This window comes from Streptomyces sp. NPDC051776, from assembly GCF_040681345.1.
In the GTDB taxonomy this organism is placed as follows: domain Bacteria; phylum Actinomycetota; class Actinomycetes; order Streptomycetales; family Streptomycetaceae; genus Streptomyces.
In genome coordinates this window covers 103132-126824 of record NZ_JBFAYQ010000001.1, presented here as the reverse complement: position 1 = coordinate 126824, position 23693 = coordinate 103132, and the positions used below count along the sequence as shown (strand labels likewise).

Genomic DNA, 23693 nt, shown 5'->3' with positions numbered 1-23693 from the left:
GGCTCTGCCGGGGCCCTCGGCTGCTTCTCGATGCGCTCGGGCGAGTTGCGTGACGGCATGTGCCCGCGTCACGGCATGGACGTGTTGCGCCCCGCAGCCGGGCGAACGCCCGTACACCCACGAGCAATTGCGCCTTGTGCTCGAACCGGGACCCTCTGTTGCGGTTTTCCAGCGGGGCCATGGCCAGAAGTGGCAGGCTGCTGGACAAACAGCGGTACAAGTCGGAGGTGCAGTTTCCGTGGCGTCCCATGTCAATCCCACGGTCAGACGGCGCCGGCTGGGTCAGGAGCTGCGCAGGCTCCGCGAGCTCAAGGGCATGACGGCCGAGGAGGTGGCGGAGCGTCTGCTGGTCTCCCAGTCGAAGATCAGCAGGCTGGAGAACGGCCGCCGCAGCATCAGCCAGCGCGATGTCCGAGATCTGTGCGGGGTCTACGAGGTCGAGGACCGCCGGATCGTCGACTCGCTGATGCAGATGGCCAAGGATTCACGCCAGCAGGGCTGGTGGCATGCGTTCGGCGACATCCCGTACAGCGTCTACATCGGACTGGAGACGGACGCGGCCTCGTTGCGCGTCTACGAATCGCTCATCGTCCCCGGCCTGCTGCAGACGCGGGAGTACGCCCAGGCGGTCATCGAGGGCATGTGGCCAGAGGCCACGCCCAGCGAGATCGACAAGCGGATCCAGATCCGCCTCAAGCGGCAGGACCGTCTGACGGATCCCATCAACCCCCTGCGCTTCTGGGCGGTGATCGACGAGGCGCTGCTGCGCCGCGTGGTGGGCAATCCGCGGATCATGGCCCAGCAGCTCGAACATCTCGCGCAGCTCAGCGAGCAACCCCACGTCACCCTGCAGGTGTTGCCGTACGACGTGGGCGCCCATCCGGGCATGTACGGGAAATTCGCGATTCTCGAGTTCCAGGACGCGATGGACGCCAGCGTCGTCTATCTCGAAGGGGTCACCAGCGACCTGTACTTGGAGAAGGCGAACGACGTGCAGAGCTATGCGGTGATGTACGAGCACTTGCGTGCGCAGGCGCTGAGTGCCGAGCAGTCGCGCGATTTCATCCACAAGGTGGTGATGAGCTACAGCAACTGACCGAGGAAGGGCCGGCGGATGCCCCGGAGGGAACTACGGACAGAGCTGAGGGCTCGCACCGTACACCCGTGGGACAGCCCCGGAAAGATCCCGTTGGAATATGCCACTCGGTTGAGTGAACACGGCCTGCTGACACCGGTGTTGCGGCGGTAGCGTCGATCGCAGAGCCGCTGAAAGCGGCTGGGTGCCAAGCCCAATCAACCGGCACGACCATCGGAGTCATCATGCTGAGTCGGCAACCATCGCTGACGGAATGGACCAAGTCCTCGTACTCGGCCGTCAATGGGGACTGCGTGGAAGTCAAGGAGACTTCCCGCGCGGTTTCGGTCCGCGACTCGAAGGATCCGCAGGGGCCCGTCCTCGACTTCGCTCCGGAGATGTGGACGGACTTCATCCTCGAGGTCGGTCGAGGCTCGTTCGGCGCCGTCTGACGAAAGCGCCGACACGCAACACCGGCAACACCCCGTAGTACGCGCACCACGCGCAACCCGAGAAGCCCTCTCGACTGGTCGCCGTCCCGGCCGAGGGGGCTGGTTGCCGTCCGGGGCGAGTTCTTCCCCCCTCTCGTCGTGCGCACCGATGCGCCTGCCGCTCAGCGAAGTTCGTCCACGTAGCGATCCGTTCCTGGCACGGTCGGGATGAACGGCGCGACGAGTTCGACACGTCCGAGTCCCGAGGCCGCGACGTCGGCGTCGAGACCCGTGCACCACTGCTCGAAGCACCCCCGCGGGTCCCGCTCCAGGAACCACAGCAGTGTCAGGCGGGTGTCGACGCCCTCCACCTGCTTCACGTACGACATCCGGTCCAGCGGGAGGGGCGTCGGCCGGAAGACCGTGACCATGGCGGCCGGTGAGCCCTTGAGCCGCTTCGGCAGGTGCACGGCGCGCAGCCACTCCAGGAGGCCTGCGCGCTGCTCCGGGCTCTCGGTGTCGATGACTTCGACGACGAGGCCCACGTACGGGTGGTCGAGCGCATGGAAGTCGCGCGGGCCCGCGGCGCCGTCGCGATAGACGGTCGCCTCGTGGTCCTGGAAGGCCGTGAAGATGTGCGTACGGGCCTGGTGGACCCGGCTGTCGCGGCCCAGGCGCTTGTTGATGGCGACGGTCCAGCGCATGTGGTCGCCGTAGCGCCCCTCGGTGATCCAGTAGACGGAGATGTAGCAGCCCGCGGTGACGGGGTCGGCAACGGCCGACTTCCCCGGGTAGCGCAGAAGTCGGAGCTCGCGGGTGGCGACCCAGCGCCGTCCCGCGTAGATCCACGGCATGGCCATCGCGCCCGCGATGAAGTGGTCGTCCTCGTACCAGCGGTTGTAGGCGTACTCGTGGCCGGGGTGCGGCTCGACCATGGTGATGAGCGCGTGGCCCGGGCGGACCCCGTACGGTCCGACGGAAGCCAGTTCCGCGTAGATCTCGCTGCGGGTGTCCTCGTTCGCGCCGGCGGTGGTGTGGGGGGTCGTGCCGCCGGTGGTGTGGTCGCTCGGCTCATGAGTCATGCCGGAGGTTCTAGCTGACATGACGTCAGATGGGGAGAGGCGCGGACGCTCCCGACGGAAACGGCCGGCACGACGCCGTGCGCGCGGGGCAACCACTGTTGCGGTTCTGTCGCCGCCCGCCGATCGGCCGGCGAACCACGGCTTCTAGGGTGTCCGCCATGTCATGGCCACAGAATCAGCAACCGCCCCGGAATCCTCCGCAGCAGCCGGGCTTCGGACCACCGCCCGGCCCCTGGCACCCGGGGCCACCCGGTTCCCCGCCCGGCCCCTGGCAGGCGGGGCCCGCCGGTTCCCCGCCCCAACCGCCACCCCTGTCCAAGTGGTTGCTGTTCGGTGCAATCGTGGGTGTCCTGGCCCTCTCCGGGCTCGGCATCGGGATATCCGTCCTGGTGGACGGGGACGAGGGCGGCTCCGGCAAGGCGAAGGGATCCACGGCGTCCCCGAAGTCCTCGACCTCGAAGGCCACGCCCCCGGCCGCCGCCGACGGCCCGATGATCCCCGGCTGGCAGACCCAGACGCGGGACGAGCACCATTTCCGCTACGACGTACCGGGCAAGGCAGAGAAGTGGCAGATCCTCGACGAGGACACCGCCGTCTCGTACAACGACGACAACGGCAAGCCGATCGTCGTGATGACGGGTGCGGGCAACTACCGTGAGGGCGGCTGCGCTTCGGCGCCCAACCCCAACAGCATCGGCGAGGCCGGCAAGGGACAGCTCGCCACGGTCGGCACGACGGGCGGCGGGACCGAGGGCACCCTGCAGGAGAACGCCCGGAACTGGGCGGGGAACTGGGGGTACGTCGCCTACGGCGGCGACGAGCACAAGCCGAGGATGGAGGTCGGCCGGGCGAAGCCGTGGAAGCTCAACGGCATCGACGGCTACACCGCGACCGCCAAGGTCACCGTCACCCACCGGCCCAGCCCGTGCGTCCCGTCGAAGGCCATCGTGCACAGCATCGCCCGGAAGCTTCCGGACGGAACCATGCACGGCTGGGTCATCTACGCGGACCAGGGTGTTCCGCACGCACTGACCACCGCGCAGATCGAGAAGATCATGAAGACGGTCAGGCCTGCCGCCGGAGAGAACTGACCCCCGGGGCCCCTCCCCGTGCACCCCGGACCGGACGCGGGCGTCCCTCCCGGCGACCCGGCCCGCCGCAGGCCATGGCAGCGGCTTGACCACCGGACCGGATTGGATCGTCCCCGGGTCGATTACAGTGCTGAGCCAGTTCAGGGGCCGAGCACGGACAGGGAAGGGGCGCCCCCGTGACCGCATCCGCGACCGCCGTATGGGGCCGCGCCGAGCAGCAGGACTTCCGCAGCCGCGTGCGCGGCTGCCTGCTCGGCGGTGCGATGGGGGACGCACTGGGCGCGGGGATCGAATTCGACTCGCTGGAGGAGATCCGTACCAAGTACGGACAGGACGGCGTCACCGACTTCGTGCCCGCGTACGGGCGGCGCGGCGCCGTCACCGACGACACCCAGATGACCCTGTTCACCGTCGACGGGCTCATACGGGCCCAGGTCCGCCGGGACACCGGCGCCTGGCACCCGCCCACCGACATCTACCGCGCCCATGTTCGCTGGGCCGCCACCCAGAACAACTGGGGCCCTGACGAGCGCCGCAAGGACGACGGATGGCTCGCCCGCGAGGAGTGGCTCTACGCGCGACGCGAGCCGGGCCGCGCCTGCCTCACCGGCCTCGGTGACGACGTTATGGGAACCCTGGAGCGGCCCAAGAACCCCGACTCCAAGGGCTGCGGCGCGATCACGCGCTCGGCGCCCTTCGGCCTGCTCGTGGGCTGGGAGCCGCAGCTCGTCTTCCAGCTCGCCGTGGAATGCGCCGCCCACACGCACGGACACCCCACCGGCTACCTCGCGGCCGGCGCCTTCGCCGTCATCATCCACAGCCTCGCCCGCGGCGACGACCTCGACAGCGCTGTCCAGCACGCGCTGCGCCGCCTCGCGCTGCACCGCGGCCACGAGGAGACCACCGACGCGTTGCGACATGCCCTCGGCGCCGTACGCCAGGGGTTGCCGTCCCCGGCCCGCGTCGAGTCGCTCGGCAGGGGCTGGACGGCCGAGGAGTCGCTGGCCATCGCGGTCTACTGCGCCCTGGTCGCCGAGGACATCCGGCACGGCCTCCTGCTCGCGGTCAACCATGGCGGCGACTCCGACTCCACCGGCTCCATCTGCGGGAACATGCTCGGCACGCTGCACGGCGAGACGGCACTTCCGCCGGGCTGGCTGGCCGAACTGGAAGGCCGCTCCACGATCCTGGAGATCGCGGACGACTTCGCGATGGAGATGACGCAGGGGCCGGCGCTGCACAGCCCCGCGTCCAGTGCCCCGGGCTGGCTCGCCCGCTACCCCCGCGCGTAGGCGGGGCTGCCCCCGCGCGGAGGACGGCCTACCCCCGCGCGGAGGACGGAGTGCGGTCGCGCTGCCGCGAGAGGTCGACGGACTCCGGGTGCGAGGGCGGCGTACGCCAGGCCCGGAAGGCGAGCCCCGTGGCGACGGCGAGGAAGGCGAGGCCGAGGAGCGGATACGCACCCGACAGCACCATCTGCCCTGGATTCTGCCGCAATTCGGGCCTATCGGGTGTGGCATGCGGAACGCACCAGATCATGAACGAGCAGAACGCGAGGCCGGTCAGCACCGTCCAGGCGGTCCACCGGGCGTCGCGGCGGCGCAGCGCCTCGGCGCCGAGCAGCAGTACCAAGGGGACGGACCACACCCAGTGGTGCGACCAGGAGACGGGGCTGACCAGGAGGGCGGTGACGGCACACACGACGGCCGCCCATGCCCGGCCGTTCGGCATCCGGTCCTCCGCGAGCTGGGCGGCCACGGCCGTGGCCAGTCCCGCGCCGGCGACCAGGGCCACCGCGACGACCCACCACGCGCCGGGTTCGGGGGTGTGCAGGGCACGGGCGAGGACTCCGAGCAGATTCTGGTTGCCCGTGCCCTCGACGTATCCGGGCCGGTCCGTCGCGACCAGGACCTCCGTCCAGAACCGCCGGGTGTCCCGCGGGAGCAGGACGGCGGCAGCCGCGACGGTGGCGGCGAAGGCGGCGGATCCGACGGAGGCGCGGCGCAGGTGCTCGTTCCAGGGGCCGCGCCCGGCCCGCATCCGCCGCCCGGCCTCGACCAGGCCGGCTGTCGCGAAGAAGGCGACGAAGAGGGCCGGGGTCACCTTGATCCCGGCGGCGATGCCCATACCGGCCCCCGCCCAGCGGTGCCCCTTCCCCCGGGTCAGGTCCCACAGCACGAGGACGGCGAGGAGCAGGTTGATCTGCCCCCACCGAAACGTCGTCCATACCGGTTCGCACCAGACCGCGAGCGCGGAGAGCGCCAGAACCGCGGCCGGCCGGGGCACCGTGAGCGGGCGGCCGACGAGGCGCAGCGCCAGATGCGCCAGGGCGACCACCAGGCCAAGGTTGACCGCGACGGCCAGGGCCTTCAGCGTGCCGGGGTCCACGAGGGTCAGCGGGGTGAAGGCGAGGGCGGCGAAGGGCGGGTAGGTGTTGGGCAGCTCGTAGACGGTGGCGCGCAGGCCGTACAGGTCCCCGCCGGTGCGCGCGGCCCAGCCCTCCGCCCGGTAGACCAGCAGGTCGACCATCGACACCTCCGCGGCGCGCTGAGCGATCACGTGGCCCGCGAAGGACAGCAGGCACAGGATGGCCGCACCGAGGGTGGGGCGGCGCAGCACGGCGGCGCGCGCCGCCCCGGGTAGGGAGGCGGGGCTCGTCCGTAGCGTGGTCACGGGGTGCGGCTCCAGAGGTCGGCGTCGAACATTCCAGAACACGCATTTTTTCTGGTGCGCGGTTCAGCGATCCAGTGGGGTGCCGCGGCTCATCGGCCGGCAGTCCGCGCGTGTGCCGGTTCCAGCGGGCCCGTACGGTCGCCTCGGCCTCACCGCATCAGTTCGCCCGCGTTGACCAGGAGTGACTGGCCGGTGATCGAGCGCGCCCGGTCGGAGGCCAGGAAGACCGCGGCCTCCGCCACGTCCGTGTCGGTCGCGAGCTCGGGCAGCGCCATGCGCTCGGTGAGACCTGCCAGGACCTCGTTCTCCGGTACGCCGGACGTCTCCGCCGTGAACCGTACGTACGCCTGCACCGGCGGGCCCCACATCCAGCCCGGCTGGACGGTGTTCACCCGGATCCGGTGCGGCCCCAGTTCGCGGGCGAGCGAGTACATGGCGGAGACCAGCGCTCCTTTGGAGGCCGCGTACGCCGCCTGCCGGACCTGGGAGGGGGCGGCGACCGAGGACTGCGTGCCGATGAGGATGACCGAACCGCCGCCCCGCTCCTTCATGGAGGGCAGACAGGCGCGTGTCATCCGCAGCGTGCCGAGCAGATTGACGTCGAGTACCTTCGCCCAGGTGGCGAAGTCGGCGTCCTCCAGCCCGCCGAAGTACGCGTCGAGCGCGGCGACGTGCACGACGGCGTCCACGCCGCCGAATCGCTCGGCGGCCAGGGCCGCCAGCGCTTCGCACTGCCGCTCGTCGCCGATGTCGGTCGCGCGCCATGCCGTGCGCCGGCCGGAGGGGTCGGCCTCGGCGGCGGACTTGGCGAGATTCGCCTCGGTACGGGCACCGAGCACGGCGTTCGCACCGTCGCGTACGCATGCGGCCGCGACCTGGTGGCCGAGTCCCGCGCCGACGCCGGACACGATCACGGTCTTCCCCTGCAGCAGCATGGTCGCCTCCCGGGCCGCCGTTCCTGACGGTCCGTCAGGGTAGGGCGGCGGGCCGGGGAAGACCAGAGGCGCGGCACGGCTGCCCCTTCCGGCTCCGCGTCCGGAGAGCGCGGTGGTGGGGGTGACACCGTCCGCCTCGGGGGCGGCGCTAGGGTGCTGTGTGCGTGCGACTGCCGCGGTCGTGGCCGGATTCGGCTCCTCGCCCGTTGCGGGCAGGGCCAACCGACCGCATTCACCGACCAGGACCGACGCGGTCCCGACGACGAGGGGGACACCGTGCGGTACGCCGACGGTCCGCAAGTGCAGTGCGAGATCCATGTCGAGGCGGCTCCGGCACGCGTCTGGGATCTGGTGACCGACATCGACCTGTCCGCCCGTCTCAGCCCCGAACTGCAGCATGTGGAATGGATCGGCAATGCCACTGGCACGGCCGCTGCCGGGGCGATGTTCGTGGGCTACAACCACAACCGGTTGCTCGGCGCCTGGCAGACGGTGTCCCGCATCGTGGAGTTCGAGGTGGAGCGCGTCTTCGGATGGGTGGTCGTGTCACCGGACGGGCGGTTCGGCGACCCGGAACCGGATCCGGAGAAGCCGATGGCCACCTGGCGTTTCGAGTTGGAGCCCGACGAGTCCGGCACGACCGTGCTCCGTCACTCGGTGCGGATCGGCCCCGCCCGTTCCGGACTGAGCCTGGCGATCGACTCCATGCCGGAACGGGAGGAGGAGGTCGTGGCGTTCCGGATGGACGTCCTCCGCGCCAACATGGACGCGACGCTGGAGGGCGTCAGGCAGCTCGCCGAAGAACCGGCCGCAGAATCGCGTTGACGCCGCGGTGGGCACCGCTCGTGCTGCGGCCCATCGACGCCCTCCGTCAGTCGCTCCCCAGCACCGGCAGCAACTCGGGAAGGTGCCCGTCGGACGCCAGAGCCGCCTCCCTCCGCTCCGCGGGGACCTCACCGTACGTCGTGGTGCGCGGGCGGGACGGGCGCCCGGCCGCTTCTGCGATGGCGACCAGATCCTTGATCGAGCGGTACGAGCCGTAACCCGAGCCCGCCATACGGGAGATGGTCTCCTCCATCAGTGTGCCGCCCAGGTCGTTGGCCCCCGAGCGCAGCATCTCCGCGGCGCCCTCCGTACCGAGCTTCACCCAGCTCGTCTGGATGTTGCGGATGTACGGGTGGAGGAGGAGCCGGGCCATGGCGGTGACGGCGCGGTTGTCCCGGGTGGTCGGGCCGGGGCGGGCGATCCCCGCCAGATACACCGGCGCATTCGTGTGCACGAAGGGCAGGGTGACGAACTCGGTGAAGCCGCCCATCTCCTGCTGGATCTCGGCCAGCAGCCGGAGGTGGCCGAGCCAGTGCCGGGGCTGGTCCACATGCCCGTACATCATCGTCGATGAGGACCGGATGCCCAGCGTGTGCGCCGTCTTGACGACCTCGACCCACGTGGCGGCGGGCAGCTTGCCCTTGGTCAGGACCCAGCGGACCTCGTCGTCGAGGATCTCGGCGGCGGTGCCGGGGATGGTGTCGAGTCCTGCCTCCCGGGCGGCGCTCAGCCAGTCCTTGACGGACATCCCCGTGCGCGTGGCGCCGTTGACGACCTCCATCGGCGAGAAGGCGTGCACATGCATGCCCGGCACCCGCTCCTTCACGGCCCGCGCGATGTCGAAGTACGCGGTGCCGGGCAGGTCCGGGTGGATGCCGCCCTGCATGCACACCTCGACGGCGCCCACGTCCCATGCCTGCTCGGCGCGGTCGGCGACCTGGGAGAGGGAGAGGGTATAGGCGTCGGCGTCGGTACGGCGCTGGGCGAAGGCGCAGAAACGGCAGCCGGTGTAGCAGACGTTGGTGAAGTTGATGTTGCGCGTGACGATGTACGTCACCTCGTCGCCCACGGCCGCGCGCCGCACGTCGTCGGCGATCCCGCACAGCGCGTCCAGCGCCGGCCCGTCGGCGTGCAGGAGCACGAGCGCCTCGTCGTCGGTCAGGCGCGTCGGGTCGTCGGCCGCCACAGAGAGCGCCGACTTCACATCGCCGTCTATCCGGGAGGGGACCATCCCGGGGCCGGCCGCCTCGCGCAGCGCCTCCCAGTCCCCGTACACCGCGTCGAAATCGTCCCGCCGGTCGGAGGTGCGGCCCTCTGTGTCGATCGTGCGGTGCAGATCGGTGCGGCCCGAGGCGGTGAAGCCCTCTTCGGGCTCCTGCCAGGGAATCCCGCATGGGGCGGTCTCCTCGTCGGCGAGACCCGTCTCCGGGTCGGCGAGGGCGTTCACGTGCGGCATGATGCGCGGATCCAGCCACGGCTCGCCGCGGCGTACGAACTCCGGGTAGACGGGCAGCCGTTCCCGCAGGGTGAAGCCCTCCGCGGCAGTGCGCTCGGTGAGTTCGTCGATCTTGGGCCAGGGCCGCTCGGGGTTGACGTGGTCGGGCGTCACGGGCGAGACGCCGCCCCAGTCGTCGATGCCCGCACCGATGAGCAGGGCGTACTCGGACTCGATGAGGTTCGGCGGCGCCTGGAGGCGGGCGGAGGGGCCCATCACATGCCGGGCGACGGCGATGGTCGCGGCCAGTTCGTTCAGCTCGGCGTCCGGCATCCCGCGCATCGCCGTGCCCGGCTTGGCACGGAAGTTCTGGATGATCAGCTCCTGGATGCCGTGGTAGGCGCGGGCGATGCGACGGAGCGCGAAGAGGGATTCCGCTCGCTCCTCGTACGTCTCGCCGATGCCGATCAGGATCCCGGACGTGAAGGGGATGTTGGAGCGGCCCGCGTCCTCGAGGACCCGCAGGCGTACGGCCGGTTCCTTGTCGGGCGAGCCGTGGTGGGGGCCGCCGGGTTCACTCCACAGCCGGGTCGCCGTCGTCTCCAGCATCATGCCCATGGAGGCGGCGACCGGCTTGAGCCGCTGCAGTTCGGTCCACGACATGACGCCGGGGTTGAGGTGCGGGAGGAGTCCGGTCTCCTCCAGGACCCGGATGGCCATGGCACGCACGTAGGCGAGGGTGTCGTCGTAGCCGTGCGCGTCCAGCCACTCACGGGCCTCGGGCCAGCGGTCCTCAGGGCGGTCCCCGAGCGTGAACAGGGCCTCCTTGCACCCCATTTCGGCGCCGCGGCGGGCGATGTCAAGCACCTCGTCCGGCGACAGGTACATGTCGTGGCCCGCTCGCCGCAGTTTGCCCGGGACGGTGACGAAGGTGCAGTAATGGCACTTGTCCCGGCAGAGCCGGGTGAGGGGGATGAAGACCCCGCGCGAGTAGGTGATGACTCCGGCGCGGCCCTCGGCCGCCAGCCCGGCGTCCCGCACACGGGCCGCGGAGGCGCACAGGTCCGTCAAGTCGTCGCCGCGGGCCCGGAGGAGGACGGCGGCCTCGGAGACGTCCAGCGCGACGCCGTCACGGGCGCGGCGCAACGCCCGGCGCATGGCGTTGGCGGTGGGTGCGGAGCGGTCGGCCCCGGGGGCGCTCGTCGTCATTCCCCGAGCATACGAGCGCCTTCGGACAGTGCCCCGGCTCCGTCCACCGCGCGGTGTGTGCACATGGTCACGGTGCTCCGACCTCTTTGCCGGGAATACACCCGAGTGCCGGTCGGAGGACCGGCCCTCGGGGACGCGGAGTCGTCGGTGGCGTCATCCGCCGCACCAGGGACGAAGTCCCCATGTGCGGCCACGGGGTTCGCGTCGGGCTTCGAACTCCGCGCAGCACAGCCTTGCTGTGTTCGGGGGAGCGCGGGTCTACAGGTACTGGGCGTAGTCGTCCAGGGTGCGCAGGACCTCGGCATCGTCCGCGGCGGGCAGTTGGAGCACGACCTCGTCGAGCGGCAGGTCGCGGTAGTGGCTCATCTTCCCGGGCGAGGGCCGCACCGCATACGGCACGACCTGAGGGGCCGACGGACCGCGCCCGGCCCGCTCCCACGCCTCGCGGAGCCGGGGGATGGTCTCGCTCAGGCCTCGGCCGCCGATCGGCAGCCACCCGTCAGCGTACTCGGTGACGTGCGCGAAGAGCTTGGGTCCCGCGCCGCCGCCGATGAGCGTGCGCGGTCCGGTGAGCGGTGTCGTACCGGCGCGCTCGCGCGGCTTCTGGACCGGCTTGGGATGGGCGTGACTGGCGCTGACGGAGCCGAACTCTCCCTCGTACGGCGTCGGATCGTCCGACCACAGGGCCCGCATCATGGCCAGCCGGTCGCGCACGATGTCGCGCCGGCGGGCCCAGTCGACTCCGTGGTCGGCGGCCTCCTCGACGTTCCAGCCGAAGCCGACGCCGAGGGTGAGCCGGCCCCGGGAGAGGTGGTCGAGGGTGGCGACCTGTTTGGCGAGGCCGATGGGGTCGTGCTGCGCGACGAGTGTGATGCCCGTGCCGAGGATGAGCCGTTCGGTGACGGCCGCGGCCTGGGCGAGGGCGACGAACGGGTCGAGGGTACGGCCGTATTCGCGAGGCAGCCGGCCACCGGAAGGGCTCGGCGTCTCGCGGCTCACGGGGATGTGGGTGTGCTCGGGGACGTAGAGCCCGGCGAATCCGCGCTGCTCCAGCTCGCGCGCGAGTCGGACGGGGGTGATGGTCTCGTCGGTGAAGAAGATGGTCGTCGAGATCCGCATCTGCGTATGTTCTCCCACGGCGGGTGCGGGGAGAAGGACGCGCGGTCGCGGATTCCCCGATCCGGCGAAGCCGCCTCCCGGACCGCGCCCTTATGGACGGGGAGCCGAATGCCGTGTCAGGAGCCGCTGTCCGGTCAGGCCCGTGACGAGCAGCCCGGTGACCATGACCGTCAGGGACAGCCCGGGCCCCGAGGTCCAGTCGACGTCACCGGCACGGACACCCAGCACCACGGCCAGGGCCACGGCGACACCGGGAACGGCGAGCAGGGCCGGGCGCGTACGGGTCAGGTCGTCCTCGGCCAGGGCGCCCAGGACACCGACACCGAGGGCCAGGGCCCATACGCCGAGGGCCTGCGCGTCGGGCCGGTCGACGCTCCACGGGACGAAGTCCGCCCAGAATCCCGGGACGGCGAGCAGGCCCGTGCCGATCCCGAACCAGGACGAGCCCAGGACGGCCAGGAACGGCTTCGACCATCCCGGCAGCGGCGCGATCCGCTCCTGGGGCGGCTGCCGGGTCTTGAGGTACTGCCCTCCGACGCACGCGACCGCGCAGACCGCCAGCAGTCCCAGGACGAAGACCCAGCCGAGGCTGAACAGCACGAGGACCACCGGACCACCCCGGGCGACCTGGAGTTCACCCGCGTTGAGCAGGGTCACGGCGAACAGGCCGACGAGTACGACGGCGAGCGGGAGGGCGAGTGTACGGACCTCCTCCCAGACCTGGGCTCGGCCGATCCTGAACAGACCGGGGGTGACGCCGAGCATGGCCGCGCCCAGGAGGCCAGGGCTCAGCGGTTCCGGGGAGGTCCAGGCACCGAACACCTCACCGGCGAGGCTTGCGCCCGCCATGACGGCGCCGACCAGGATGCCGACCACGGCCACGGCGACGGCCAGCATCGGCACCGCAGCAGTCAGTTCGCGGCCCCCGGCGAAGTCCGAGGCCGCGGCGCGGAGCTCGGCCCCGGGCCCTGTGGGGTCGGTCCCGGGCCCTGGGGGGTCGGCCACCGGCTCGGCGCGCGCCCCGTCGGTACCAGGCAGGCCCAGTCCCTCACCGCCCGGCGCGCCCGCTCCCCCACCGCCGGGCGTGTCCGTTGCGTCGGTCATCCGCTCCTCACCCACCCCTCATCTCCGTCCCGTCCGTCTCGGCATCTCTGTGGCTCGGTGTCCCGCGTCGCGGCCTCCGTCAGGCGACCCGTGACAGCCGGCGTGCGCGGCGTGCCGCGGCGACCCCCTCCCGCTTGACCACCGCGCGCCCGTACATCACGCGCAGGCTGACCACGGTCGTCGCCGCGAACGCGAGTACACCGCAGCCGATCGTCACTCCCGCGGACAGCGCGGCCTGCCGGTCCAGGCCCAGGGCGTGCTCGAACGGCAGCGCAGCGCCGGCCGAGAGCACGGGCGCCAGGCAGAGGGCGGTGACATGGAGCCGCCACTCCTCGCGCGCCCAGCTCCTGCCCTCGCGGCCCGCCCGCCGCCCGCGGACGGCTATGACGGCGTACATGGCGGCGTACGGCAGCAGATAGGCCACCAGCAGGCGCTGACCGGTCGTTCCCCAGCCCCAGTAGGACCAGGCGATCCAGGCCAGGGCACCCGCACCGGCGAGGTGTGCGGCGGCGAGTACGGGGGTCGGCGCCCATGTCCCCGTCACACCGCGCACGTCTGTACGCCGGTCCATCGCGCGCGAGGCGAGCAGTGCCCCGAAGGTGACGAGGGAGCCGAGGTGCATGATGGCCACCCGGTTGACGCTCTCCATGGAGTGCCCGGGCATGACCCACGGGAGCACCCCCCACTCCAGGCGCAGCAGCGGCGCCGTCATGAGGAAGGCGTAGCAGAGGAGCATCCACCGCTGGTGCAGGTCGGGGAATCCACCGACGGCGGCGAGGATGCCGAAGGTCACGCTCAGCACCGTGCCGACCAGGATGGTGGCGAGCACGATCCAGAAGGCCGGGCCGCTGAACGCGTCCTCGGGTGCCGTACGCGCCAGGTAGATCGCGGCGCCCGCCATAGAGACGTACACCGTCACCGCGAACACCACGCCCACGGCGCGGTGGAGGCGGATGCGCCGGCGGACAGCCGTGAGCAGCTGGGCGGGCCCGAGCAGCATCAGCACGCCGCCCAGGACCGAGTGGACGATCATCGGGACGAGATTGCGGCGGTAGGGCTCGATCCGCGTCGCGAGGGCGTCGGTGACGTACTGCGCCGAGACCACGCGGGAGAGGACCCACTCGCCGAACCGTGGTGCGCTCGGGTTCGTGTACGGCCACAGCTCGGTCATCGCGAGCGGCGCATAGGTGACGCAGACGAACACCACGGCCACAGTGGCCACGCGGCGCCAGTCGATCCGCTTCGGACGGTGCACGGCGACTCCTCGGATCGCTGGCCCTCAATAGTCCTTTTTGGACTATCGAGAAGGTAGCGCCGACAGGCGGTGTGGTCAACGCCACGTATGCCTGCGCTTTTTCGCGGCCTCCTGCGTGCGCCCCGGCCGCCGGCCGGCTCCTTACGAGCCGCGCTGCTCCACCCACTGCCAGAAGTCGAGCATCATCCGCTCGTACCGGATCCCGAACTCGAGCGCCTCGCGCTGACCGCGGGTCAGCAAGGGGCCGACATCCTCGGCGAGTTCCTCGTAGCCCTCCAGCAGACCGCGGTGTTCGGCGAACTGCACCGGGGCGAGCACCTCCGGCCTGGCGCCGAACCAGAGCTTCAGGATGCCGTGCTCACGCGCCTCGACGGGGACGAACGACGGGTCGGCGAGCCATGCGGCGAGCGCTTCCCGGCCCGCCTCGGTCAGCTTCATCAGCCGCCGGTTCCGGCCGCTGGTCTGGCGGACCTCCGAGAGCAGGCCCCCGTCCACGAGGCGGTCGCACTGCGCGTACACCTGTGCGTGCGGCATCGCCCAGAACGGTGCGACCGTGCGGGCGGCCTCGACCTTCACGTCGTACGGGGTGGCCTCGCCGAGCGTGTCGATGATGCCGAGCACGAGGTACGAGGGCGTGGTCAACCGAACGTCAGGCATGCCGCGACGGTATCGCGGTGAACGGGCCGCAGAGCCCGGCCCTGGACGGGCCGCAGAACCGGCCGCGACAGGGGCGGGGGCCGGACCGCCGCGGCGCGCCGGAGCGCCGCGCGTCGGCCGCCTGGTTGTCCACAGGCCTTCTCGTCGTCGCCCGGGACGCGTAGAACAGTGTCACGCGGTGTGACACATCAGTTCCCGACTGTGGGGGGATCCCGGATGGAACGACGTGACGTCCTCAGGCTGTCGGCTGTCGCCGGTGCGGCCGGCGCGCTTACGCTCGGGACCGTGACCTTCGCCCGTGCCGACGAGCGCGACGGCGGCGGTGAGGAGACGAGAAAGGTCACCGGTCACCTGCCGACCGGTTGTCCGGACTTCGTGTACCTCCCCGTCGAAGTCCCGCGCGGCGTCCGGGAGATCGCCGTCTCCTACACATACGACAAACCCGCGGTTCCGCCGGGCACGCAGGGCAACGCCTGCGACATCGGAATCTTCGACGAGCGCGGCACGGAGCTGGGCGGCCGGGGCTTCCGCGGCTGGTCGGGCGGGGCGCGCTCGGAGTTCACCATCGCGGCGGAGCGGGCCACGCCCGGCTATCTCGCCGGGCCGGTCCGGGCCGGCACCTGGCATGTCGTCCTCGGCCCGTACACGGTGGCGCCGCAGGGCATGGACTACGAGGTCACCATCACCCTGCGGTTCGGCGAGCAGCGCCCCACGCCGGAGCCCGTCTATCCGCCACAGCGTGCGAAGGGCCGCGGCCGCGCCTGGTACCGCGGCGACTGCCATCTGCACTCCGTCCACTCCGACGGCCGCCGCACCCCGGCGGAGGTGGCCGCCGCTGCGCGGGCCGCCGGGCTGGACTTCATCACCACGACCGAGCACAACACCGTGTCGGGCCACGGCGCGTGGGAGGGGCTGTGGGGTGACGACCTGCTGATCCTCACCGGCGAGGAGGTCACGACGCGCAACGGCCACGTGGTGGCGCTGGGCATCGACGGCGGCACGTTCATCGACTGGCGTTACCGGGCCCGGGACAACGCGTTCGGCCGCTTCTCCCGGAAGATCCGCGCGGCGGGCGGTCTGGTCGTCCCCGCGCATCCGCACGCCACCTGCGTCGGCTGCAACTGGAAGTTCGGTCTCAACGAGGCGGACGCGGTGGAGGTGTGGAACGGCCCGTTCACCCCGGACGACGAGGTGACGATCGCCGAGTGGGACAACACCCTGGTGGCCGCCGCCCGGGGGCGCGGCCGCTGGCTGCCCGCGATGGGCAACAGCGACGCGCACCGCGATCCGGACCTCGTGGGTCATCCGCAGACGGTCGTCCTCGCCGACGACCTCTCCCGTCAGGCGATCCAGGAGGGCATCAGAGCGGGGCGGAGCTGGATCGCCGCGTCGTCCAAGGTCGAGCTGGCGTTCCGGGTGACAGCGGGCCCGGGGAGACACGCGGGAATCGGCGAACGCCTCGCGGTGACCAGCGGGACCGAGGTGACGGTCCGCCTGGAGGTCTCGGGCGTCCCCGGCTGCTCTGCCCGCTTCGTCACCGATCAGGGCCAGCTCTACGCCACCCAGCTCCCCGCCTCCGGCACGGGCACGGTCGAGTGGCGCACGACGCCCGCGAACGCGGCGTACGTACGGGCCGAGGTGCGGCATCCCCCGGCGGACGGCGGCGCCTCGGGCCTGCCGGGCGCGCCGGCCGCCCTGACGAACCCGGTGTTCCTGGGGAGGGATTGAGTACCGCACTCTGCCGGGCCGGACGCCGAACGCCCCGGGAGCTGGAGCGCTCCCGGGGCGAAGGGGGGCGTGGCGTGGAAGGGCGCGGCGCCGAAGGGACGGAGGACCGAGGTGGCCGGGGAGCGTGAACAGGCCACGCCCACAGCCTTGTTGGGCCCAGCGGATCAGTGCGCGGTGACGACCGTGCACGTGTCACGGCCCGAACGCAGCACCGTGCCCGGCACCTTGCCCGTCACCGCGTCGTCCCGGACGGTCTCGACACCGTTCACGCGCACGCTGACGACACCGAGAGCCTGCGAGTCCAGCCGCGGGCTGCCCCCCGGCAGGTCGTGGACGAGCCGGGCCGGGCCCGCGTCGATCCGTTCCGGATCGAAGAGCACCAGGTCCGCGTGCCAGCCCTCGGCGATACGGCCGCGCTCGCGCAGACCGAAGAGCTGCGCCGGGTCGTCCGTCAGCATCTTCACGGCCCGCTCGAGGCCGACCAGCCGGCGTCCGCGCAGGCAGTCGCCGAGGAAGCGAGTGGTGTACGGCGCCCCGCACATCCGGTCGAGGTGGGCCCCGGCGTCCGAGCCGCCCAGCATCACATCCTCGTGTTCCCAGGTCTGCCGCCGCAGCTCCCAGCTCGCCGGGTCGTTGTCGGTCGGCATCGGCCACAGCACCGTCCGCAGGTCGTCCGCGACGCAGATCTCCACGAGGCAGGCGAAGGGATCCTGACCGCGCTGCGCGGCGATGTCGGCGACGACCCGGCCGCTGAGACCCTCGTTCGCGGCGGAGTAGGTGTCACCGATGACATAGCGGCCGAAGTTCGTCAGCCTGCGGAAGACGCCCGCCTCCTTGCTGCCGGCGCGGCGCAGCATCTCGGCCCGTACGGCGGGTTTGCGCAGCTCGGCGATCCGTTCCGGCACCGGCAGACCGAGGATGTCCCCCCAGCCGGGGATGAGGTTGAGCGCACAGAACGTGCCGAGCGACATGTTCATGGGCGTCAGGATCGGCATGGTGAGCGCGACGATCCGGCCGCCCGCCTTGCGGGCCCGCTCGGAGGCGAGGAGCTGGCGCGGTACGCGCTCGGGCACGGCCGCGTCGATGGTGAGGACGTTCCAGTTGAGGGGCCGGCCCGCAGCGGCGGACATCTCGACGAAGAGGTCGATCTCCTCGTCGGCGAACTGGTCGAGACAGCCGGCCACGATCGCCTCGATCTGGGTGCCCTCGTGCTCGCCGACCGCGCGGGAGAGGGCGAGCAGTTCCTCGGGGCGCGCGTGCCGGGAGGCGACCGGTCGGCCGTCCCCGTCGGAGTGCGTGGAGGACTGCGTCGTGGACAGGCCCCACGCCCCCTGCTCCATCGATGAATGAAGGAGCCGGAGCATGCGGTCCATCTGATCCGGCATGGGCTGTCCGCCGATCGCGTCCGGCCCCATCACGTGGCGGCGCAGCGCGCAATGTCCCACCATGAAGCCCGCGTTGACGGCGATCCGCCCCTCCAGGGCGTCGAGGTAGTCGCCGAAGGAATGCCAGTTCCAGGGCGCGCCCTCTTCGAGCGCGACCAGGGACATGCCCTCGACCTTGCACATCATGCGACGCGTGTAGTCGGCGTCCTCGGGGCGGTCGGGGTTCAGTGGGGCGAGTGTGAAGCCGCAATTGCCGCCCGCGACCGTGGTCACGCCATGGTTCATCGAGGGGGTGGCATACGGGTCCCAGAAGAGCTGGGCGTCGTAGTGCGTGTGCGGGTCGACGAAGCCGGGCGTGAGGACGAGCCCGCTCGCGTCCTCGGTGGTCCTGGCCGCTTCCGTGACGTTTCCGGCCTCGGTGACGACCGTGATCCGCCCGCCGCGGATCCCGACGTCCGCTATGCGCGCGGGCGCACCCGTCCCGTCCACGACGGTCGCTCCGCGTATGAGGTGGTCGAGCATGCTCAGGTCCCTTCTCGGGTGTGACGGTCAGTGGCGGGCGCAGGGGGAAGCGGCGCAGCGGGGCGGTTCGTCGGTCCCGGCCGGGGCCGCCGCGGAGGGGCCTCCGGCCGGGACCTCGTCCGGGGCGGCGGGCCGGGATGCCGCCGCCCCGCCGGGCGACCGGTGCGTCCTGCGGGCCGAACCCGCGGAACGTGCCGGCAGCCCGCGTCCGTACGCCCGCGGCCGCCACGGCTTCGCGGGCCCCGTCACGCGGAAGCCATGTGGTGCCCGGGCGTGCGCGGCCCGGCGAACTCCGAAGGGGCACGCTGCCGGGCCCCCGCGCAAAGCCTTCCCGCGCCGGGCCTCCCCGCGCCGGGCCTCCCCGCGCCGGGCCTCCCCGCGCCGGGCCTCCCCGCGCCGGGCCTCCCCGCGCCGGGCCTCCCCGCGCCGGGCGTTCCCGCGCCGGGCCTCCCCCGCGCCGGGCGTTCCCGCGCCGGGCCTTCCCGCGCAAAGCCTTCCCGCGCCAGGCCTCCCCGCGCCGGGCATTGCCGAAGCGGGCGGGGTCAGAGGCTCGCTGCCTGGCGAAAGCGGGTGGTGCGGTGCACCGGGTCCGTGTCGATCTTGGGTATGACGTGCTCGCCGATGAGCCGGATCGATTGGAGAGTGTCCTCGCGCGAGATGCCGATGGGCATACCGAACGAGAGCTGGTCCGCCCCGGCCTGCTCCCACCGCTTGCACTGCCGGAAGACCTCGTCCGGGTCGCCGCAGATCAGCAGTTCCTCCGCGATGAGCAGCTCGATGATCTCCTCGTTGAAGTCGGGCAGCGTCTCCGGCCACACCGGGAAGCCCTCGGGGCGCGGAAAGGTGTCGTGGTAGCGGAAGACCAGCGACTGCAGGTAGTTGAGACCGCCGTCGGCCGCGATCCGCACGGCCTCCTCGTGCGTCGGCGCGCAGATCGCCGTCGAGGTCACCATCACGTTGTCGTTGACGAAGTCGCCGACCGGCTCGGCCTCCTGAATGGCGGTCTTGTACTGCTCCAGCACCCACTCCATGTCGGAGACCTTCTGCACGCTGAAGCCGAGGACTCCGAGCCCCTTCCTGGCGGCCATGGCGTACGAGGGCGGGGATCCGGCCGCGTACCACATCGCCGGGTGCGAGGCCCCGTACGGCTTGGGGAGGACCTTCCTCGGCGGAAGCGACCAGTGCTTGCCCTGGAACCCCTGGTACTCCTCCTGGAGCCACATCTTGGGGAACTCGGCGATCGTCTCCTCCCAGATCTCCTTGGTGAAGTTCATGTCCGTGACCCCCGGGATGAACCCGAGGATCTCGTGGCTGCCCGCACCGCGCCCCGAGCCGAACTCGAACCGCCCCTCGGAGAGGTGGTCGAGCATGGCCACCTTCTCGGCGACCTTCACCGGGTGGTTGACCTGGGCGAGCGGGTTGAAGATCCCGGAGCCGAGGTGGATCCGCTCGGTGGCGTGAGCGAGGTAGCCGAGGAAGACGTCGTTGGCGGAGAGGTGCGAGTACTCCTCCAGGAAGTGGTGCTCGGAGGCCCAGGCGTACTTGAAGCCGGAACGGTCGGCCTGGATGACGTACTCGGTCTCCTCCATCAGCGCCTTGTGCTCGGCTTCAGGGTCGGTCTCGGCCCGCTTGCCCACGTATCCCTGTACAAAGAGCCCGAATTCCAAGGCGGTTCACTCCCTACGAGGATTCTGACGGTTCGTCAGATGCGGAACTGGCTCGACTGTGGCACCGGGCACCGGCACCGTCAATAGCTGATGGTCCATCAGCCAATCGGCACAGGCACACGCCGCCGTTCCGGTTCACCTCTCCCGTACGTCGGATGGCAGGCTCCACGCCTCAGAGCACGGAGACGCCCGCCAGCCAGCCGCCGTCGATGACGAACGGCTGCCCTGTGATGTACGAGGAGTCGTCGCACGAGAGGAACAGCGCCAGCCTGGCGACCTCCTCCGGCCGCCCGATGCGCCCCATCGGCACGAGCTTCCGGTACACCTCCTCCACCGCCTGCGCCACCTCGGCGGGGTCCACGTCCGGGTCGAGCCGGGCAGGGTTGGTCATCGGGGTGTCGATGGCCCCGGGGCAGACGGCGTTGACCCGGACGCCCCGTCCGGCCAGTTCCATCGCGGCGACCCGCGTCATCCCGACGATCGCCGCCTTGCTCGCGGCGTACGAGGTCAGCAGGGCCATACCGGTCAGTGCCGTGTAGGAGGCGGTGTTGACCACGGTGCCGCCGCCCGCCGCCTCCAGCTCGGGCACGACCGTCTTCATCCCCAGAAAGGCGCCGACCTGATTGACCTGCACCACCTGCTGGAACTCTTCGAGCGGTGTGCTCACCAGCTCGTTGAACCGCAGGATCCCGGCGTTGTTGACCAGGCCGTCGATCTTCCCGAACGCCCGCTTCGCGGCGGTGACGGCGGCGTTCCAGTCGTCCTCCCGGCTCACGTCCAGGTGGACGTAGCGTGCCGTGTCCTCGCCCAACTCCTCGGCCAGCGCCGCGCCCTGTTCGTCGAGGACGTCGCCGAGCACCACCCGTGCGCCCTCGGCGGCGAAGAGCCGCGCCTCCTGCTCTCCCTGTCCGCGCGCCGCGCCGGTGATCACGACGACGCGCCCGTCGAGCTTGCCCATACGACCTCTCTCTCCGCGTAAGTGCCTCCGCCGATCCGTGCCACCACGGAGCGAAGCACAGCGCCGTGCACATGGGCGCAGCGCAGCGCCGCGCACCGCCCCGACGACCGGAACCGCGAGCATCGCACCGCGCGGTCCGCCCTTCGGGCGGACGCCGCTACTGCGAGTCGGGGGACCGGTCGCCGAGGTGCGGGGCCACGTCGGAGGCGAAGGCCTCCATCTGTTCGATCAGTTCTTCCCTGCTCCGGCTCCGGAACCGGACCTGGATCTGGTGCACACCCATGGCCGCGTACTCGCGCAGTGACTCGGCCAGCCGCCCGGCCTTCCCCGACAGTGTTCTTCTGCCGACGTGCCATCCGGGTTCACCCACGTACAGCGGTTCGGTGATCGCGCCGATCTCGATCGGCGCCTCGATCCCCGCCTGCTCCCGCAGCGTGCGCAGACGCGTGATCTGCCGTGGAAGCTCCTCTCGGGGGTCCCCCTGCGGCAGCCAGCCGTCCCCCCGTACGGCAGCGCGCCGCACGGCCGCCGCCGAGGAGCCGCCGATCCAGACCGGCGGCCGCGGTGTCTGCGCCGGGCGCGGGCGCTGGCCGAGCCCGTTGAACGCGAAGCGCCGCCCGGCGAAGTCCGGGAACTCCTCCGGCCCCAGCGCGGCCTTGAGCGCGTCGACCGCCTCGTCGAGCACGGGCCCGCGGTCGGCGAAGTCGGCGCCGAGCGCCTCGAACTCCTCCCGTACGTGTCCGGCGCCGACCCCGAGGATCAGCCGGCCGCCGGAGAGGTGGTCCAGGGTCGCGTACTGCTTGGCCGTGGCCAGCGGGTGCCGCAGCCCGACGACCGCGACATGGCTCAGCAGCCGTACGTGCCGGGTGAGGCCCGCGAGATACGCGAGCGTGGCCACCGGGTCGTACCACGTCGTGCCCATGGCGGCCGCCAGGCGCCTCGGGATCGCCACGTGGTCGCAGCATGCGATGTAGCAGAAGCCGAGGCGGTCCGCCGCAGCGGCGACCGCGGCGAGGTCGGCCGGACCGGCACCGGCCTCCCATGCCTCGGCGTAGAGGGTGCTCCGGGACTGGACCGGGAGCTGCATCCCGTACGCAAGACGCCCGGCGGGCAGGACCTGCACCACATCGCCTCCCAAGGATCGGTTCGCTCGGTCGGGGCCGGGGCGGAGCCCGTGGTTCAGGGGCCCGGCCACAGCCCGTCGGCGGTCAGGCGCAGCAGGTCGATGGCGTTGCCGCGGACTATCCGTTCCACGACATCGGGCGCCAGGTGCCCCATCTGGGCCTCGCCGACCTCCCGGGACTTCGGCCAGGTGGAGTCCGAGTGCGGATAGTCCGTCTCGTAGAGGACGTTGCCGACGGCGATCGCGTCGAGATTGCGCAGTCCGAAGGCGTCGTCGAAGAAGCAGCCGTACACATGCTCGGCGAAGAGCTCGGAGGGCGGGCACAGCACCTTGTCGGCGACCCCTCCCCAGCCGCGGTTCTCCTCCCACACCACGTCCGCGCGTTCGAGGATGTACGGGATCCAGCCGATCTGCCCCTCCGCGTACATGATCCGCAGGTTGGGGAAGCGGTCGAACTTTCCCGACATCAGCCAGTCGACCATCGAGAAGCAGCAGTTGGCGAACGTGATGGTGGAGCCGACGGCCGGCGGTGCGTCCGCCGATGTCGAGGGCATCTTCGAGGACGAGCCGATGTGCATGGCGATGACCGTGCCGGTCTCGTCACAGGCCCGCAGGAAGGGGTCCCAGTCGTCGGTGTGGATCGACGGCAGCCCCAGGTGCGGCGGGATCTCGCTGAAGCAGACGGCCGGGACGCCGCGCGCCGCGTTCCGCCGCACCTCCTCGGCCGCAAGCTCCGCGTCCCACAACGGTACGAGCGTCAGCGGGATGAGACGGCCGCGCGCCTGCGGACCGCACCACTCCTCCACCATCCAGTCGTTGTAGGCGCGTACGCACAGAAGCCCCAGTTCGCGGTCCTCGGCCTCGGTGAAGGTCTGCCCGCAGAAGCGGGGGAAGGTGGGGAAACAGAGAGCGGACTGGACGTGGTTGACGTCCATGTCGGCCAGGCGCTCGGGGACGGAGAAGGAACCGGGCCGCATCTGCTCGTAGGTGATGCCTTCGAGCCTGACGTCGTCACGGGCGCAGCCGACCGCCGTGTCGAGCCTGGTCAGCGGGCGGTGCAGGTCCTCGTACACCCACCAGTCGGCGATCGGGCCGTCGTCGCCCGGCGCACCCATCGTGGGCGCGAACCTGCCGCCGACGAAGGTCATCTCCGTAAGGGGCGCCCGGACGATGCGGGGACCGACGTCGTGGTACTTCGACGGGAGCCTGTCCCGCCAGACGTTGGGCGGCTCGACCGAGTGGTCGTCCACCGAGATTATCTTCGGGAAGCTCTCCATGCCCGATACCGTAGCGCCGATCTGACGGATCGTCAGCTATCTGTTGTGGAAGGGTTTTCGGCCACTTCTCGGACAACTTTGTGGAGAGTGGGGAGAGACGGGCCTCTTGGTGACGCGGGAGACGTGCACAAGGCAGACTGGC

19 protein-coding genes are annotated in these 23693 nt (G+C 71.3%); 6 read left to right on the top strand and 13 right to left on the bottom strand.

Annotated features, from left to right (window positions below):
* Nucleotides 1–238: 238 nt before the first annotated feature.
* Nucleotides 239–1096 (top strand): helix-turn-helix transcriptional regulator, encoded by an 858-nt coding sequence (locus AB0M26_RS00565; RefSeq protein ID WP_365252188.1) that lies wholly within the window; start codon nucleotides 239–241, stop codon nucleotides 1094–1096.
* 224 nt (nucleotides 1097–1320) lie between these two features.
* Entirely contained in the window at nucleotides 1321–1527 is a 207-nt protein-coding gene (locus AB0M26_RS00560) for a DUF397 domain-containing protein (RefSeq protein ID WP_365252185.1), read from the top strand.
* Nucleotides 1528–1688: 161 nt separating this feature from the next.
* On the opposite strand, the gene AB0M26_RS00555 is transcribed toward AB0M26_RS00560, so the two are convergent.
* Nucleotides 1689–2588, bottom strand: a complete 900-nt coding sequence (locus AB0M26_RS00555) for a hypothetical protein (protein WP_365252182.1) — start codon at nucleotides 2586–2588, stop codon at nucleotides 1689–1691.
* Between the two features lie 341 nt (nucleotides 2589–2929).
* Here AB0M26_RS00555 and AB0M26_RS00550 point away from each other — a divergent pair, with 341 nt between their 5' ends.
* Both AB0M26_RS00550 and AB0M26_RS00545 read left to right on the top strand, forming a co-directional pair.
* On the top strand, nucleotides 2930–3679 hold the full coding sequence (locus AB0M26_RS00550) for a hypothetical protein (protein WP_365252179.1): 750 nt from the start codon (nucleotides 2930–2932) through the stop codon (nucleotides 3677–3679).
* A 176-nt stretch (nucleotides 3680–3855) separates the two neighbouring features.
* Nucleotides 3856–4971 (top strand): ADP-ribosylglycohydrolase family protein, encoded by a 1116-nt coding sequence (locus AB0M26_RS00545; protein ID WP_365252176.1) that lies wholly within the window; start codon nucleotides 3856–3858, stop codon nucleotides 4969–4971.
* A 28-nt stretch (nucleotides 4972–4999) separates the two neighbouring features.
* On the opposite strand, the gene AB0M26_RS00540 is transcribed toward AB0M26_RS00545, so the two are convergent.
* On the bottom strand, nucleotides 5000–6352 hold the full coding sequence (locus AB0M26_RS00540; protein ID WP_365252173.1) for a glycosyltransferase 87 family protein: 1353 nt from the start codon (nucleotides 6350–6352) through the stop codon (nucleotides 5000–5002).
* A gap of 149 nt (nucleotides 6353–6501) precedes the next feature.
* The gene (locus AB0M26_RS00535; RefSeq protein WP_365252962.1) at nucleotides 6502–7287 is read right to left on the bottom strand and encodes an SDR family oxidoreductase; all 786 of its coding nucleotides are present in this window, start codon (nucleotides 7285–7287) and stop codon (nucleotides 6502–6504) included.
* A 300-nt stretch (nucleotides 7288–7587) separates the two neighbouring features.
* On the opposite strand from AB0M26_RS00535, the gene AB0M26_RS00530 reads away from it, so the two are divergent.
* Entirely contained in the window at nucleotides 7588–8112 is a 525-nt protein-coding gene (locus AB0M26_RS00530; protein ID WP_365252170.1) for an SRPBCC family protein, read from the top strand.
* Nucleotides 8113–8158: 46 nt separating this feature from the next.
* On the opposite strand, the gene AB0M26_RS00525 is transcribed toward AB0M26_RS00530, so the two are convergent.
* The 5 genes from AB0M26_RS00525 to AB0M26_RS00505 form a co-directional block, all read right to left on the bottom strand.
* Nucleotides 8159–10756 (bottom strand): bifunctional FO biosynthesis protein CofGH, encoded by a 2598-nt coding sequence (locus AB0M26_RS00525; RefSeq protein WP_365252167.1) that lies wholly within the window; start codon nucleotides 10754–10756, stop codon nucleotides 8159–8161.
* Nucleotides 10757–11014: 258 nt separating this feature from the next.
* The gene (locus tag AB0M26_RS00520; protein ID WP_365252164.1) at nucleotides 11015–11875 is read right to left on the bottom strand and encodes a TIGR03619 family F420-dependent LLM class oxidoreductase; all 861 of its coding nucleotides are present in this window, start codon (nucleotides 11873–11875) and stop codon (nucleotides 11015–11017) included.
* Between the two features lie 90 nt (nucleotides 11876–11965).
* A complete protein-coding gene (locus AB0M26_RS00515) occupies nucleotides 11966–12979 on the bottom strand; it encodes a hypothetical protein (RefSeq protein WP_365252161.1) in 1014 nt (337 codons plus the stop codon).
* A gap of 79 nt (nucleotides 12980–13058) precedes the next feature.
* The gene (locus AB0M26_RS00510; protein WP_365252158.1) at nucleotides 13059–14234 is read right to left on the bottom strand and encodes a DUF2306 domain-containing protein; all 1176 of its coding nucleotides are present in this window, start codon (nucleotides 14232–14234) and stop codon (nucleotides 13059–13061) included.
* 141 nt (nucleotides 14235–14375) lie between these two features.
* The gene (locus AB0M26_RS00505; protein WP_365252155.1) at nucleotides 14376–14891 is read right to left on the bottom strand and encodes a PadR family transcriptional regulator; all 516 of its coding nucleotides are present in this window, start codon (nucleotides 14889–14891) and stop codon (nucleotides 14376–14378) included.
* 216 nt (nucleotides 14892–15107) lie between these two features.
* Between AB0M26_RS00505 and AB0M26_RS00500 the strand changes: the two genes are divergently transcribed.
* Entirely contained in the window at nucleotides 15108–16619 is a 1512-nt protein-coding gene (locus AB0M26_RS00500) for a CehA/McbA family metallohydrolase (protein WP_365252152.1), read from the top strand.
* A 164-nt stretch (nucleotides 16620–16783) separates the two neighbouring features.
* Here the strand turns inward: AB0M26_RS00500 and AB0M26_RS00495 are convergent, their stop codons facing one another.
* The 5 genes from AB0M26_RS00495 to AB0M26_RS00475 all read right to left on the bottom strand — a co-directional run bounded on the left by AB0M26_RS00495 (nucleotide 16784) and on the right by AB0M26_RS00475 (nucleotide 23551).
* Entirely contained in the window at nucleotides 16784–18526 is a 1743-nt protein-coding gene (locus tag AB0M26_RS00495) for a D-aminoacylase (protein ID WP_365252149.1), read from the bottom strand.
* Between the two features lie 542 nt (nucleotides 18527–19068).
* Nucleotides 19069–20193, bottom strand: a complete 1125-nt coding sequence (locus tag AB0M26_RS00490; protein ID WP_365252146.1) for an LLM class flavin-dependent oxidoreductase — start codon at nucleotides 20191–20193, stop codon at nucleotides 19069–19071.
* Between the two features lie 172 nt (nucleotides 20194–20365).
* Nucleotides 20366–21151: a glucose 1-dehydrogenase gene (locus AB0M26_RS00485; protein ID WP_365252144.1), complete on the bottom strand. Its 786-nt coding sequence runs from the start codon at nucleotides 21149–21151 to the stop codon at nucleotides 20366–20368.
* 157 nt (nucleotides 21152–21308) lie between these two features.
* Nucleotides 21309–22238, bottom strand: a complete 930-nt coding sequence (locus AB0M26_RS00480) for a TIGR03619 family F420-dependent LLM class oxidoreductase (RefSeq protein WP_365252959.1) — start codon at nucleotides 22236–22238, stop codon at nucleotides 21309–21311.
* A 92-nt stretch (nucleotides 22239–22330) separates the two neighbouring features.
* Entirely contained in the window at nucleotides 22331–23551 is a 1221-nt protein-coding gene (locus AB0M26_RS00475; protein WP_365252141.1) for an amidohydrolase family protein, read from the bottom strand.
* Nucleotides 23552–23693 lie beyond the last annotated feature (142 nt).